This is a genomic window from Cupriavidus sp. HE11 (assembly GCF_056097175.1).
Map to the genome: position 1 here is coordinate 1,602,626 of NZ_CP184464.1, position 14,280 is coordinate 1,616,905.

General features: G+C 64.5%; 13 protein-coding genes. 3 read left to right on the forward strand and 10 right to left on the reverse strand.

The genetic code is table 11. The annotated features are described in order from the left end of the window. Nucleotides 1-357: 357 nt before the first annotated feature. From ACOABP_RS07435 to pilM, 9 genes are all read right to left on the reverse strand, one after another. The gene (locus tag ACOABP_RS07435; RefSeq protein ID WP_474227589.1) at nt 358-1,083 is read right to left on the reverse strand and encodes a transposase; all 726 of its coding nucleotides are present in this window, start codon (nt 1,081-1,083) and stop codon (nt 358-360) included. 57 nt (nt 1,084-1,140) lie between these two features. Then, nucleotides 1,141-2,304, reverse strand: a complete 1,164-nt coding sequence (locus tag ACOABP_RS07440) for a deoxyguanosinetriphosphate triphosphohydrolase (RefSeq protein WP_474227590.1) — start codon at nt 2,302-2,304, stop codon at nt 1,141-1,143. 55 nt (nt 2,305-2,359) lie between these two features. Then, nucleotides 2,360-3,466 (reverse strand): 3-dehydroquinate synthase, encoded by a 1,107-nt coding sequence (gene aroB / locus ACOABP_RS07445; RefSeq protein WP_474227591.1) that lies wholly within the window; start codon nt 3,464-3,466, stop codon nt 2,360-2,362. Beyond that, nucleotides 3,463-4,062, reverse strand: a complete 600-nt coding sequence (locus ACOABP_RS07450; RefSeq protein ID WP_474227592.1) for a shikimate kinase — start codon at nt 4,060-4,062, stop codon at nt 3,463-3,465. Before ACOABP_RS07450 ends, aroB begins: the two co-directional genes overlap by 4 nt. 213 nt (nt 4,063-4,275) lie before the next feature. Next, on the reverse strand, nt 4,276-6,405 hold the full coding sequence (locus ACOABP_RS07455) for a type IV pilus secretin PilQ (protein WP_474227593.1): 2,130 nt from the start codon (nt 6,403-6,405) through the stop codon (nt 4,276-4,278). Next, nucleotides 6,402-6,941 carry a pilus assembly protein PilP gene (locus tag ACOABP_RS07460; protein WP_082926171.1) on the reverse strand — a complete coding sequence of 180 codons (540 nt, stop codon included), beginning with the start codon at nt 6,939-6,941 and terminating at the stop codon, nt 6,402-6,404. Before ACOABP_RS07460 ends, ACOABP_RS07455 begins: the two co-directional genes overlap by 4 nt. Further along, complete coding sequence (locus ACOABP_RS07465; protein WP_474227594.1) at nt 6,938-7,621, reverse strand: type IV pilus inner membrane component PilO; 684 nt, start codon at nt 7,619-7,621, stop codon at nt 6,938-6,940. The genes ACOABP_RS07460 and ACOABP_RS07465 overlap by 4 nt, the downstream gene beginning before the upstream one ends. 2 nt (nt 7,622-7,623) lie before the next feature. Further along, complete coding sequence (locus ACOABP_RS07470) at nt 7,624-8,271, reverse strand: PilN domain-containing protein (protein WP_474227595.1); 648 nt, start codon at nt 8,269-8,271, stop codon at nt 7,624-7,626. Nucleotides 8,272-8,289: 18 nt separating this feature from the next. Then, nucleotides 8,290-9,360 (reverse strand): type IV pilus assembly protein PilM, encoded by a 1,071-nt coding sequence (gene pilM / locus ACOABP_RS07475; protein ID WP_474227596.1) that lies wholly within the window; start codon nt 9,358-9,360, stop codon nt 8,290-8,292. 465 nt (nt 9,361-9,825) lie between these two features. Between pilM and ACOABP_RS07480 the strand changes: the two genes are divergently transcribed. Next, nucleotides 9,826-12,204, forward strand: a complete 2,379-nt coding sequence (locus ACOABP_RS07480; protein ID WP_474227597.1) for a penicillin-binding protein 1A — start codon at nt 9,826-9,828, stop codon at nt 12,202-12,204. A 63-nt stretch (nt 12,205-12,267) separates the two neighbouring features. Here the strand turns inward: ACOABP_RS07480 and cyaY are convergent, their stop codons facing one another. Continuing rightward, entirely contained in the window at nt 12,268-12,603 is a 336-nt protein-coding gene (gene cyaY / locus ACOABP_RS07485; RefSeq protein ID WP_101680491.1) for an iron donor protein CyaY, read from the reverse strand. A gap of 117 nt (nt 12,604-12,720) precedes the next feature. Here cyaY and lptM point away from each other — a divergent pair, with 117 nt between their 5' ends. Together lptM and lysA are read left to right on the forward strand one after the other, a co-directional pair. Continuing rightward, entirely contained in the window at nt 12,721-12,987 is a 267-nt protein-coding gene (lptM, locus tag ACOABP_RS07490) for an LPS translocon maturation chaperone LptM (RefSeq protein WP_474227598.1), read from the forward strand. Nucleotides 12,988-13,001: 14 nt separating this feature from the next. Continuing rightward, the gene (gene lysA / locus ACOABP_RS07495) at nt 13,002-14,264 is read left to right on the forward strand and encodes a diaminopimelate decarboxylase (RefSeq protein ID WP_474227599.1); all 1,263 of its coding nucleotides are present in this window, start codon (nt 13,002-13,004) and stop codon (nt 14,262-14,264) included. Nucleotides 14,265-14,280: the final 16 nt, after the last annotated feature.

A 14,280-nucleotide genomic window follows, 5' to 3' on the forward strand; every position in this document is an offset into this window, starting at 1 on the left:
AGGCCCTGGGCCTGCGGGCGGGCGGCGAGGTCGGAAGATTGTTGCGAGTGGTCCACGGGCTGAATTCCGGTGAAGGCTGCGCAGCCAGCAAGGGCATAGACCGAACGGGGTGGCTGTTGCAGGGGGCCTCTTTATCGGGCGTGGCAGACAGCTGGGACCGCAGCGGCGTACACGAGCGTGACGCGCCGCACAATGACTGTGGGTGGAGCAACTATAAGAGAATCGTCCGAGCCTCGCAAAAATATTAAATGGGGTCAGAACACATTAAATATTGCACCATCGCGACCTCCATTTTAAATGGGGACACATTAGTTTTGACTCACATTAGCACCATATTGGTGCGCAATATCAGCACAACTACGCGGACTCGCTCTCCGCCGCTTCAGCATCCGAAATAACCAACTTTCTTGGTCGGCCTTTAGGCAGCGGCTGGACGCGTCGCGTCGCATGACGTTCAAGTTGCGCCAGGAACGCGTCGCTACCCAGGGGCCAGCCGCTGTGGGCGTGCTTCTGCAGTGTGGCGAGCGTGCGGCCCGACAAACCCTCGGCCGTCAGCGCGCGGTAGTTGGACTGCCGCTCGAATGGCGTATTGCCAAGATCCCAGTAGATGGAGTGATCGCTCACAATCGGATTGGACTCGAAGCCGGCGTGATGGCGGTAGCTGCTCCACCGGTCAGCCTCAGGCGCGATGACTTCGCCGGCCCGTACGGCATTGCCCTCCGCATAGAGCATGGCTGGAAGCAGCCAGGTATCAGCCTCGATGACAGCCGAGCGGAAGCGTCCCTCCCAGAGGGTGCCGGTACGCTCGGCTACGCGGTTGAAATGTCGGGCGTAGCGACGCCCTACCGCCTGCATGGTCAGGCTCAGCGAATCGGGGCCCTTGGGGGTAGCTACCAGATGGATATGGTTGGGGCGCAGCGCATAGGCATGAATGGCCAGTTCATGCTCGCGTGCCGCCATGCGCAGGCAATCGAGGTAATGCAGGTAGTCGTCTGTCCCCAGGAACACGGGCTGGCGGTTGTTGCCGCGCTGCAACACCATGGCGGGCAAGCCGGCGGGAGAGAAACGGGGAAGGCGGGCCATCGGGCATCCCGGTTGAAAGATGCCCGCATCATAACCTGATCTGTCCCCGTTTTTAGGTCAGGCGATCGAGTTGCTCTCGCTAACGGCAAAGATGCGCCGGTGCTCGCGGATGGCATAGCGATCCGTCATGCCGGCGATGTAGTGGGCAATCAGGCGCGGCTGGTCGGCGCCATGGCCTGCCTGGTACTGGGGCGGCAGCAGACGCGAATCCTGCATGAAGGCGCCGAAAAGGTCCGTGATGATGCGCTGCGCCTTGGCCGACATGCGCATGACCAGGTAGTGCCGGTACAGATGCCGGAACAGGAAGCGCTTCAGCGCGGCGGCTTCTTCGTGGATCTTCGGACTGAACGACACCAGCGGCCCCGCCGCCCGCACGTCGTCGATCGACTTCGGATTGGCGGCGGCAATATTACGCCCCGTGGTCTCGATCAGGTCGACGATCAGCGTATTGATCATGCGCCGAACAGTCTCGTTGATCGCCCGGCGCCCGTTGATACCCGGGAACGCCGCTACCACCTCGGCGCGGTGGCGGCCCCACATCGGCACTTCGTCCAGTTGCTCCAGCGTCAGCAAGCCGGAGCGCAGGCCATCGTCGATATCGTGGTTGTTGTAGGCGATTTCATCGGCCAGATTGGCCAGCTGGGCCTCCAGCGAAGGCTGTGCCCCCTCCAGGAAACGCCGTCCCAGCTCGCCCAGCGCCGCCGCATTGACGCGCGAACAGTGCTTGAGAATGCCTTCACGCGTCTCGAACGTCAGGTTCAGCCCGTTGAAGCCGCCGTAGCGCTCCTCCAGTTCGTCGACCACCAGCAGGCTCTGGAGGTTGTGCTCGAACCCACCATGGTTCTTCATGCAGCCGTTCAGCGCGTCCTGTCCGGCGTGGCCGAACGGCGTATGGCCCAGGTCATGGGCCAGCGAGATCGCCTCGACCAGATCCTCGTTGAGCCGCAGGTTGCGCGCGATGGAGCGGGCGATCTGCGCCACCTCCAGGCTGTGCGTCAGCCGCGTGCGGAACAGGTCGCCTTCGTGGTTGACGAAGACCTGGGTCTTGTATTCGAGCCGGCGGAACGCCGTGCTGTGGATCACGCGGTCGCGGTCGCGCTGGAATTCACTGCGCGAGGACGAGGCCGGTTCGGCATGCACCCGGCCGCGCGTCTTTGCGGAGCGCGCGGCGTAGGGGGCGAGATGGGCTTCGAGATCGGTCGCTGGAGCGGTGGTGGTCATGCGGGCAATCCGTTATTCCGTTGCTGGTTCAGGGTTGCAAGGCATAACCAGGCGCTTACGCGACCGGTGCCTCTGCGGGAGGTTTCAGGATGGCGTGGCGCAGCGTGTCACGCAGGTCCGGGTCCGGAACGGTGGTAATGAAGGCCTCGCCAAGCTTGCGCAGCAGGATGAACTTGATGCTGCCGGCTTCGGCCTTCTTGTCCACCTTCATCAGTTCGATATAGCGGTCGATACCCAGATCCGGCGCCACCACTGGCAGCAGCGCCGCCTGCGTCAGCGTACGGATGCGTGCGCGGGTCTCGACGTCGATGAACCCCAGGCGATGCGACAGATCGGCCGCCATCACCATGCCACAGCCCACCGCCTCGCCATGGAGCCATTCGCCATAGCCCATGCCGGCTTCGATGGCATGGCCGAACGTGTGGCCGAAGTTCAGGATGGCGCGCAGGCCGCCTTCGCGCTCGTCCTGCGCCACCACGGCGGCCTTGATCTCGCACGAGCGGCGCACCGCCTCGGCCATCAGACCGGTGTCGCATGCGTTGAGCGCCGCGATGTTGTCCTCGATCCAGCCAAAATACCCGGCATCGGCAATCGCGCCGTGCTTGATGACTTCGGCCAGCCCTGCGGCCAGCTCGCGCGGCGGCAGGGTCTTCAGCGTGTCGATGTCGGCGATCACCGCGTTGGGCTGATGGAACGCCCCGATCATGTTCTTGCCAAGCGGGTGGTTGATGCCGGTCTTGCCGCCGACCGACGAATCCACCTGCGACAGCAGCGTGGTCGGCATCTGCACGAACGGCACGCCGCGCATGTAGCAGGCGGCGGCAAAGCCGGTCATGTCGCCCACCACGCCACCGCCCAGCGCGATCAGCGTGGTCTTGCGGTCGGCGCCCGCCCGTAGCAGGGCGTCGAAGATCAGGTTCAGCGTTTCCCACTGCTTGAAGCGCTCGCCGTCCGGGAGCACCACCGTACGCACGGTCTTGCCCAGGGCAGCCAGCACCGCTTCGACGCGGGCCGCATAGAGCGGGCCCACCGTCTCGTTGGTGACGATGACGGCATGCTGGCCGCGCACATGCGGCTGCAGCAGGTCGGCGCGGTCCAGCAGGCCGCCGCCGATGTGGATCGGGTAGCTACGCGCCCCGAGGTCGACTTCCAGCGTGATCATGAATGGGTGTCCTGCGCCGGCTGCCCTGCCACCACTTCGGTGTCGGGGGCGGTTTCCGCGGGCGGAAACGTAAAGCCGGCCATTTCAAGTTGCATGAGAACCATATTAGCAAGCTGTGCCACGGTCGGCTTGCCGGTTTCGATAATGAAGTCCGCCACTTCGCGGTAAAGCGGGTCGCGCTGGGCGTAAAGCGCCTCCAGCCGGCCCTTGGGATCTTCGGTCTGCAGCAGCGGGCGGTTGCGGTCGTGGCGCGTGCGCAGCCACAGGTCATGCGGACTGGCGCGCAGGTAGACCACCGTTCCGTTGGCTTTCAGGGCCTCGCGGTTGGTCTCGCGCAGCACCGCACCGCCGCCTGTGGCCAGCACGATGCCCGTGCGGCCGGTCAGTTCTGCAATGACCTGCGCCTCGCGGTCCCGGAAACCGGCCTCGCCCTCATGCTCGAAAATCACCGGAATCTTCACGCCGCAACGCGCTTCGATCTCGTGATCCGAGTCGAAGAACGGGTAATCGAGACGTCGGGCCACCGAGCGGCCGACGGTGGTCTTGCCGGCGCCCATCAGGCCAACAAAGAAAAGATTCGGGCGATTGGCTGTCACTGGACTGTCTTGCGCGAAAAGGCTCGGGGCATTGGCACGCCGCCCGGGCCACCTCGCTGGCGTGATTCATACGCCATTGTGCATCATTGCGGTCCGGTTCCGGCTGGCCGTCGGTACCGCCAACGATGCCGCGAAAAGGAAAAAGGCCGCGTCGGATGCCGACGCGGCCTGCCAGTCTACTGCATCCGGGCCCCCTGCTGCACCCGGACGGTGTTATTTCAACGATACGCTGTCGTTCAGGATACGCGGCGTCAGGAACACCAGCAGCTCGGTCCGGTTGTTGACCTTGGCGTTGTTCTTGAACAGGTTGCCCAGCACCGGGATGTCGCCCAGCCAGGGCACCTTGTTGACGGTGTTCGACTCGTCCTGGCTGTAGATCCCGCCGATCACCACGGTGCCGCCGTTCTCCACCAGCACCTGCGTCTGCACGTGCTTGGTGTCGATGGCGAAGCCGCTGACGGTCTGGATACCGACGCTGTCCTTGTTGACGTCGACGTCCAGCAGCACATTGCCTTCCGGCGTGATCTGCGGCGTGACTTCCAGCTTCAGGTTGGCCTTGCGGAACTGGACCGACGTGGCGCCGCTCGACGTGGCGGACTGGTACGGCAGTTCGGTACCCTGCTCGATCAGCGCCTTGATGTTGTTGGCGGTCACGACACGCGGGCTGGAGATAATCTTGCCTTTGCCATCGGCTTCCAGCGCGGACAGTTCCACGTCCAGGAACCGGCCCGCAGCAGCATTGAAGATACTGAACGCCGCGGTAGCCGGGTTCGCGCCATTGATGGCCGCGGCCGGCAGGCTCAGCGCCGGCGAGAGGTCGTTCGTGGCGCCCGGCAGCGAGTTGCCGTAGTTGGTGCTCAGCGAGCTGCCCGACTTCGGCAACGCAAAGCCGAGCTTGACACCGAGGTTACGGCTGAAGGTGTCGCTAGCCTCGACGATACGTGCCTCGATGATCACCTGGCGTACCGGGATATCGATCTTCTGCAGGAAGACCTGCACTTCCTGGAGCTTCGAACCGATGTCCGACACGAACAGCTGGTTGGTACGCGGGTCTGCCGTCAGCGAGCCACGCTTGGACAACATGCGCGTGATGGCGGAAGTCCCTGCGCCACCCATCGCCGGGGTGGCAGCGCCACCGCCGCCGGCACCACCGGCCACTGGCAGGCCCAGCAGCATGCGGCGAACGTCGTCGGCGCGCTGGTAGTTCAGCTGGAATACCTGGCTGCGGATCGGCTCAAGCTCGTTGATCTGCTGCTGCGCTTCCAGCTCGAGCTTTTCCTTCGTGGCCAGTTCGGCCTTGGGCGCCACCCACAGCACGTTGCCGTTACGGCGCGATGCCAGGCCCTTGGAATCGAGCACGATCTGCAGCGCCTGGTCCCACGGCACATCCTTCAGGCGCAGCGTCAGGTTGCCCTGCACCGTGTCGCTGGTGATGATGTTCAGGTTCGTGAAGTCGGCAAAGACCTGCAGCAGCGAGCGGATGTCGATGTTCTGGAAGTTCAGCGACAGGCGCTCGCCCCGGTAGCCCTGCCCCGAGATCAGCTTGTTCGGATCTTCCTTGACCTGGCGCACCTCGACCACGAACTGGTTGTCAGTCTGGTACGAGCTGTACTCCCAGTTGCCGCGTGGCTCGATCGTCAGCCGTGCCGAGCCGTTGGCATCGCTGGCGCGCATGGCCTGTACCGGCGTGCCGAAGTCGGTCACGTCGAAGCGGCGGCGCAGATCGTTTGGCAGTCCGGTGCCAAGGAAGTCCACCACCAGGTGCTGGCCCTGCTGCTGGATATTGACGCCCGACTCCCGCGACGACAGGTCCACCACCACCCGGCCGGCACCATCGGTGCCGCGGCGGAAGTCGATGTTGCGGATCAGCGTACGGTTTGCCGCCACGGGCTGCATCGCCGGCGCCGTCGGCGCGAACGTGGGCACGGCAGCGGCCACCGATTGCGCCACGTTATCCATCAGCACCACGAACTGGTTGCCGCGCATTTCCGTACGATACGTGGCGTTGCGGGCCAGGTTCAGCACCACGCGGGTGCGGTCACCGATCTGCATCACGTTGGCGCTCTTGAGCAGCTTGCCCGAGTACTCGTACTGCGCGCGCCCCTTCGCAAACCCGGTATCGAAGAAATCGATCGCGATCTTTGCCGGATTCTGCGTCGTGAAGTCCGCCGGCTTCTGAGATAGCGGACCCTGCAGGTCGACCGTAAAGACGGTCTGCTCGCCAACCACGTTGGCGTCTACCTGCTTGAGCTGGTTGTTCTGTGCCAGTGCGGCCGGAGAGGCCAGCACGAGCGCCATCGCTGAAGCGCCCGCAAGCGCCCGGACCCAACGTGCCGTGATCATGCGGATGCCTCCAGCTTCAGGCTGGTCATTTTCTCTTTCCAATCTGAGACCCCTTCCCGAACCAATTCGCGCAACACGATCTCTTGATCGCTGATGCGGACCACCCGGCCATAGCTCTGGCCGAGATACTGACCCACCTTGACGTGATGGATCTTGTTATCTACGCGTACGACACCGTAGGTCTCGCCGTTTTTCTTCAGCATGCCGAGCATCTTGAAGTTCTCCAGCGGATAGTCTTCAAGCGGCTCGTGTCGCCGTCCGGCCTCCGGCGACTCAGACATCGTCTTGTTCAGATCGCCAATCTTGGTCTGCGCAAACGGCTCCGGCGACGCGCGCCCGCCGTACTCGCGTGGCGTGTACGACTTGACCTCGGGCAACGGTTCCGGCGCTGGCGCCTTGGCGGCGCGCGTCTGCGTCATCCACTGGCGCAGGTCATCGTCATCGCTCTGGCCGCAGCCGGCCAGTGCCACCACGGCCAGCGCGGCGGCCGCAAGCGTATGCAGCGCGGCGGGTGGACGTCGGGTCAGGCGGCTCACTTGGCGCCTCCCTTCTTGTCCTTCTTGTTCTTCGCGGCGGCGTCGGCGGCAGCCCTGCGCTGCGCGGCCTGCTCGTCCGGATCCAGTGCGCGATAGGCCATCGCCACCCCTTCCATCGACAGCGTGCCGTCCTTGCCGACCGACATGTTCAAGTTACGCATGGAAACGATCCGCGACAGGGCCGCCACGTCGGCATTGAACAGTGCGACGTCGTGATAGCGGCCGGTGACCTTCAGGTTGACCGGGATTTCGGCAAAGTACGGCTTGATGGTGGCCGCCTGCGGCTTGAACAGCTCGAACTGCAGGCCACGCGCCACGCCGGCGTGGTTGACGTCTGCCAGCAGCGCATCCATTTCCGTGCTGTTCGGCAGTTGCCGTTCGGCCAGGGCCACGCGCTTTTCGACCTCGGCCTTCTGCTTGCGCAGTTCTTCGAGATTGGCTACCTGCGACACCTTCGACTTGAACTGCTGCTTCAGCTGCTCGTGTTCGGCGTGCTTGCGCTCGAGCTCGTCGCTCTTGTCGCTCCAGTAGAACTGCCAGCCAAGCCCCAGCACGATAACGGCAGCCAGGACCGAGAACAGCACGCGCGGCGCGGCCGGCCAGGTTTCCGGCTCGTTCAGGTTCAGCCCGCGGAACTGCGTGGTCAGGTCCTGCAGTGAGATATTGGAATTCAGCGCCATGATCAGACCTTGCCCTTCGCCGGCTTGGCCGCAGCTGCCGGTGCACCTGCCTTCTTCTTGTCAGCCGGCGGCTCCGGCGCACGATAGGCGAAACGCATCGAGAAATCGAACAGCCGGCGCTGTTCACGCAGGTTGTTGGTCATCACGATCGCCTTCGACTCCACCAGCTCCGCGCGATCCAGCCATTGCACCTGGCTGATGTTACGCAGCAGTTCCGACACGCGTTCGTTGGACTGTGCGACGCCAGCGACGACAAAGGTGTCGCCCGTCTGCTTGAGCGAGGTCAGGTACACGCCTTCGGGTACCTGGCGCACCAGCTCTTCCAGCAGCTGCACGGGCAGGTTGCGCTCGGCCTGCAGGCTTTCGATGGCGCGCTGGCGATCCAGCAGTGCCTCGATATCCTTCTTGAGCGTCATGACTTCCTTGATCTGCCCGTCCATGCGGGAGTTCTCGGTCGCCAGCGTCTGGTTGAGATGGGTCATCTCATCGATTTTCGAATCGATGTAGAAGCCGCCGATCAGCACGACAAGCGCACCTGCGCCCGCCGCACCGCCCAGCATGCTGTAGACCTTCTTGCGCCGGGCTGCCTTGCGCGCCTCGTGATACGGCAGCAGGTTGACCGACGGAATGGTATTCGTCGTCGTGGACATGCGAGTCCCCCCGGTGGCTTATTGCAGGCCGCGCAGCGCCAGTCCCGCACTGACGATGTAGGCAGGCAGGTCGCGCTGAAGATAGCGCTCGTTGACCTTGCCTGCGGTCGTCATGTTTGCGAAGGGATTGGCCAGCGTGGTCGTGATCTGCGTCTGTTGCTGGATCGCCGCCTGTACACCAAGCAGCGACGCGTGCCCGCCGGAAAGCAGGATCTCGTCGACGCGGCCGAGGCTGGAGCTGGCAATGAAATTGCCGATGGCGCCCTGCACCTCCATGGCCAGCGCTTCCAGCGACGGCTTGAGCAGTTGCCCCCGCCACGCTTCGGGCAGCGTGTTCTTGCGCTTCTTGATTTCGGCCTTGAGCGCATCGAGCGTGAACATGCGTGCGGCGCTTTGCGTCAGCTGGTCGCCATAGCTGTTCAGCGGCTGCTCGTAGAGTTCCTTCCAGCCCTGGTAGAAGATGGCCTTGGAGCGGCTGCCGCCCAGATGGACCACGGCCACCACGGGCAGGTCCTTGGCATCGGTTTCGTTCAGGCTGGCGGGGACGCCGAGCATCTGCACGACCGAGCGCTGCACGGCGTACTCTTCCACGTCCATCACCTGCGGCTTCAGGCCCGCCATCTCGGCGGCCGTCACACGCTCCTGGACACGATCACTGTTGGCGGCCGTGACGCGTACGCCGATGCCGCCTTCCGTTTCGCTGGGACCAATCACCGCGAAGTCGAAATTCACCGCCTGGGACGGCGGATAGAGGCGGTGCGCCTCGGATTCGACCTGCGAATAGAGTTCGTCTTCGGACAGGTTGTCCGGCAGACTGACCGTCTGGGATTCCGTCAGCATGGACGGCACGCCCAGGACTACGTCCTTGGTGCGGATGCCGGCCTTGCCAAGCGCGCGCTTGAGCGCGATCCCGACGGCTTCGATGTTGACCACGTTGCCATCGGCAACGGCGTTGCGGTCCAGCAGTTCGCTGGCGCATTTCTCCAGCCGATAGTCGTTTTTGCCTGCCCCAACGGACAGCTCAACGACCTTGACGCTGGACGAACCAATATCCACGCCGACCGTAGTCCGGCGCAGAAGACCCGACAAGATGCCCCGTCGCAAGGTTGACCCCCTGACATTTGAACTCGCCCACGGCATGTCCGCTCTAATGGTGCGAGCCAGTTTCTTGGATGAAACGTTTGCTCTTTTATGTTCGTGGATTCTTACAAAATCCGGAGGCGCTGGCAATGTGCCGGTTTGACCACGCTTTCTTTTTCGGAAGGTCCTCACGAATCCGTTGCCAAAATCCGACGGTCTGCAACCCCGCCATCGGGTGGCATCGTCCTGACACGATCGGTGCGCGCCAACTTCCGCTCTCCGCCGCAACACGCACCCCGCCCTGAGGCATCGCCCGCCAGCCCGCGCCACGCCTGCGTCCTGCAGCACGTGACAGACTGATCTCAACGACATTACATCTTGTAACAGCGCGGTAGCGACTTTCGCGGCACAGCCCCGCGGGAGCAGTCAGGTACCGACGATATAATCCCGGGCACTCTTGTTAGGTAAACCCTTATGGCCACAGCACAACAGAAGCCGTCCCTTCCCGTCCGCCGTCCGTTGTGGGCGCGCATCACGTTCTGGGTATTCGGGCTGCTTGCTGCCGGTCTCGTAGCCGTTGCACTGCTGGTGGGCTATGCGCTGGTCGTGGCGGCGCCGAACCTGCCGTCGCTGGACACCATCACCGACTACCGGCCCAAGATTCCGCTGCGCATCTATACCGCCGACAACGTGCTGATCGGCGAGTTTGGCGAAGAGCGCCGCAACTTCGTGCCGATCACCGATATCCCCGACGTCATGAAGAAGGCCGTGCTCGCCATCGAGGATGACCGCTTCTACGAGCACGGTGGCGTCGACTTCGTGGGCGTGATGCGTGCCGGCCTGGCGAACCTGCGTGGCGGGCTGTCGCAGGGTGCGTCGACCATCACGATGCAGGTGGCGCGCAACTTCTTCCTGTCGAGCGAGAAGACCTACACGCGCAAGATCTACGAGATGCTGCTGGCGTACAAGATCGAGGCCAACCTGACCAAGGACCAGATCCTCGAGCTGTACATGAACCAGATCTACCTGGGTCAGCGCGCCTATGGCTTTGCCAGTGCGGCGCGCGTCTACTTCGGCAAGTCGATCAAGGACGTGACCCCGGCCGAGGCCGCGATGCTGGCCGGGCTGCCGAAGGCGCCGTCGGCCTACAACCCGGTGGTGAATCCGCGCCGCGCCAAGGTGCGCCAGGAGTACATCCTGCAGCGCATGCGCGACCTGCGCTACATCACCCCCGAGCAGTACGACCAGGCCGTGCGCGAGGAACTGAAGGTACGCAGCGAGGGGAACGAATTCTCCACGCACGCCGAGTATGTGGCGGAAATCGTGCGTCAGCTGATGTACGCGCAGTATCGTGAAGAGACCTACACGCGTGGCCTGACCGTCTACACCACGCTGAACAAGGCCGACCAGGACGCCGCCTACGAGTCCGTGCGCAACGGCATCATGACCTACGAGCGCAAGCACGGTTATCGCGGCCCCGAGGCATTCATCGACCTGCCGTCCGACGCGGCCGAGCGCGAGCAGGCCATCGACGACGCCCTGGTGGAGCATCCGGGCAGCGACGACCTGCGTTCTGCCGTGGTGACCGGCGTCACGCCGAAGCAGGTGAAGGCGACGCTGCTGTCCGGCGAGGTGGCGACCATCGAAGGCACGGCACTGCGCTTCATCGCCCCGTCGCTGTCGGCCAATGCCCAGCCCAAGGTCAAGATCCGCCCTGGCGCGATCATCCGCGTGACACAGGATCCGAAGGACAACTCGTGGTCGGTGACGCAACTGCCCGAGGTGGCCGCGGCGTTCATCTCGCTGAGCCCCGAGGACGGCTCGATCCGTTCGATGGTGGGCGGCTTCGACTACAACCGCAACAAGTTCAACCACGTGACGCAGGCCTGGCGCCAGCCCGGTTCCAGCTTCAAGCCGTTCATCTACACGGCGGCACTGGAAAAGGGTTTCTCGCCGGCCACGGTGATCAACGATGCACCGCTGACGATCGGCCCGGACACCGGCGGCCAGGTCTGGGAGCCGAAGAACTACGACGGCAAGTTCGAGGGCCCGATGACCATGCGCCGCGCGCTGGCCAAGTCGAAGAACCTGGTGTCGGTGCGGATCCTGCGCGCGATCGGCACGCAGTACGCCCAGGACTACATCACGCGCTTCGGCTTCGAGGCCGACAAGCATCCGGCCTACCTGCCGATGGCGCTCGGCGCCGGCAGCGTGACGCCGCTGCAGATGGCCGGCGCCTACTCGGTGTTCGCCAACGGTGGCTACCGCGTGAATCCGTACCTGATCCAGCGTGTGGAAGACTCGCGCGGCAAGGTCATTTCCGAGACCCATCCGCAGAAGGCCGGTGAAGACGCCGTGCGCGTGCTGGACGCCCGCACCGCCTTCATCGCCGACAGCATGCTGCGCGAAGTGGTGCGCAGCGGCACGGCCAACCCGGCCAAGCAGCGCCTGGGCCGCAACGACCTGGCCGGCAAGACCGGTACCACCAACGATGCCGTGGATGCCTGGTTTGCAGGCTACACGCCCAAGCTCGTGGCGATCGCGTGGATGGGTTACGACCAGCCCAAGAGCCTGGGCGTGCGCGAGACCGGTGGTGGCCTGGCGCTGCCGATCTGGGTCGGCTACATGAGCAAGGCACTCAAGGGCGTCCCCGAAAGCCCGGATCGCCAGCCGCCCGAAGGCGTGGTCATGGCGGCCGGCGACTGGACGCTGGAAGAGAACGCGGCCGGCGCCGGGGTGGCGTCGGTGGGCCTGGGCGATCCGTGGCCCGGCAAGCCGGAGGAAAGCTCGCGCCCGCCGCAGGACACCGAGCAGGAAAAGAAGAAGATCCTGGAAATGTTCGGCGGCGCCTGAAGGCGTTCGCCAGCAACAAGAAACCGGCCCTGGTGGCCGGTTTTTTGTTGCGCCGCGTGCGCTTTACTTCAGCGTCAGCGTGGTGCCCGCCTGCAGGCTCATGTAGCCCGACAGCGCCGCGTACAGCTCGGCCCCGCTGCGGGTGTCCACCCACCGGGCGCCATCGTGGCGGAAATGGAAACCACCGGCCTTGGCCGCCACCCACAGTTCCTGCATCGGCGCCTGGCTGTTGACGATGATCTTGGAACCGTCCTCGAACTCCAGTTCCATCACATTGCCGGTACGGTTGATTTCCACATCGGCGTCGGCGGCGTCGGCGGCAGCTTCGATATCTGCTTCCAGCTTGTCCAGGGCCGCACCGGCCAGCGCCAGGAACTCGGTCTCGTTGAGGGGGGGCATGCTACACTCCAAGGCCGCCGGCAGCCCGTTTCCACGGGTATTCGGACCGGCAAATCAGATTGATGGAAAACGGGAAAGCCGTGCGCTTTCCGCAGCCATCCGAAAGCCATCCAGACAATGAAAGACTCCCCGATGCTGCGTCGTGGTGCGATTGTATCGGCCTTTGCCGCCCTGCTCGCGATGCCCCTTGCCGGGTGCGGCATTCGCGGCCCGCTCTATATGCCCCGCGTACCGGCGGAGCCCACGCCGCCCACGGTGTCCGATCCGGGCCTGGGCCAGCCGGGCGCTACCCCGCCCGCGGCGCGTCCGATGGGCGAGCCCGCCACGTCCACGCCCGCCGTCGCCGAACCCGCAAAGGGCAGCTCCGCCCCCTCCGCACGCTGAGTGCAAGCCAGAACATGACTGATTTTTTCCATCGCCGTGAAGACGGCACCCTGACCGTCGAACAAGTACCGCTGGCCCGCATTGCCGACGAATTCGGCACGCCCACGTACATCTATTCGCGCGCCGCGCTGACCACGGCGTACAACGCGTATGCCGCCGCCTGCAAGGGACGTAACGCGCACGTGCAGTACGCAGTCAAGGCCAATTCCAACCTGGCCGTGCTGCAGGTATTCGCTAAGCTGGGCGCCGGTTTCGACATCGTATCGGGCGGCGAACTGCTGCGCGTGATTGCCGCCGGCGGCGACCCGCGCAAGGTGGTGTTCTCGGGCGTGGCCAAGAGCGAAGCCGACATGACGCTGGCGCTCGAGCACGACGTGCGCGGCTTCAACGTGGAATCGATCCCGGAACTGGATCGCCTGAACGCCGTGGCCGGCCGCCTGGGCAAGCGCGCCCGCGTGTCGCTGCGCATCAATCCGGACGTCGACGCGAAGACCCACCCCTATATCTCCACCGGCCTCAAGGGCAACAAGTTCGGCGTGGCGTTCGAGGACGTGCTGTCCACCTACCGCACCGCCGCTGCACTGCCGCATCTCGAAGTGACCGGTATCGATTGCCATATCGGCTCGCAGATCACCGAAGTGGCGCCGTATCTGGAAGCACTGGACAAGGTGCTGGACGTGGTCGAAGCGCTCGAGGCCGAGGGCATCAAGCTTGAACATATCGACGTGGGCGGCGGACTGGGCATCACCTATGACGACGAAACCCCGCCGGACATCACCGGCTTTGCCACGACACTGATCGATCGCGTGGCCGCACGCGGCCATGGTCACCGCGAGGTGCTGTTCGAGCCGGGCCGCTCGCTGGTGGGCAATGCCGGCGCGCTGCTGACACGCGTGGAGTTCCTGAAGCCCGGCGCGGCCAAGAACTTCTGCATCGTCGATGCCGCGATGAACGACCTGGCCCGCCCGGCCATGTACGAGGCCTACCACCGCATCGAGCCGGTGGCGCCGCGTGCGGATGCCACGATCACCTACGACGTGGTGGGTCCGGTATGCGAATCGGGCGACTGGCTCGGCCGCGACCGCGCACTGGCGGTGCAGCCGGGCGACCTGCTGGCCGTGATGTCGGCCGGTGCGTACGGCTTCGTGATGAGCTCGAACTACAACACGCGCGGCCGCGCGGCCGAGGTGATGGTCGACGGCGACACCGTGCACCTGGTGCGCGAACGCGAACTGCCGGCCGACCTGTTCCGCGCCGAGCGCCTGCTGAACGCCTGATTTCGGTTCAGGCCGC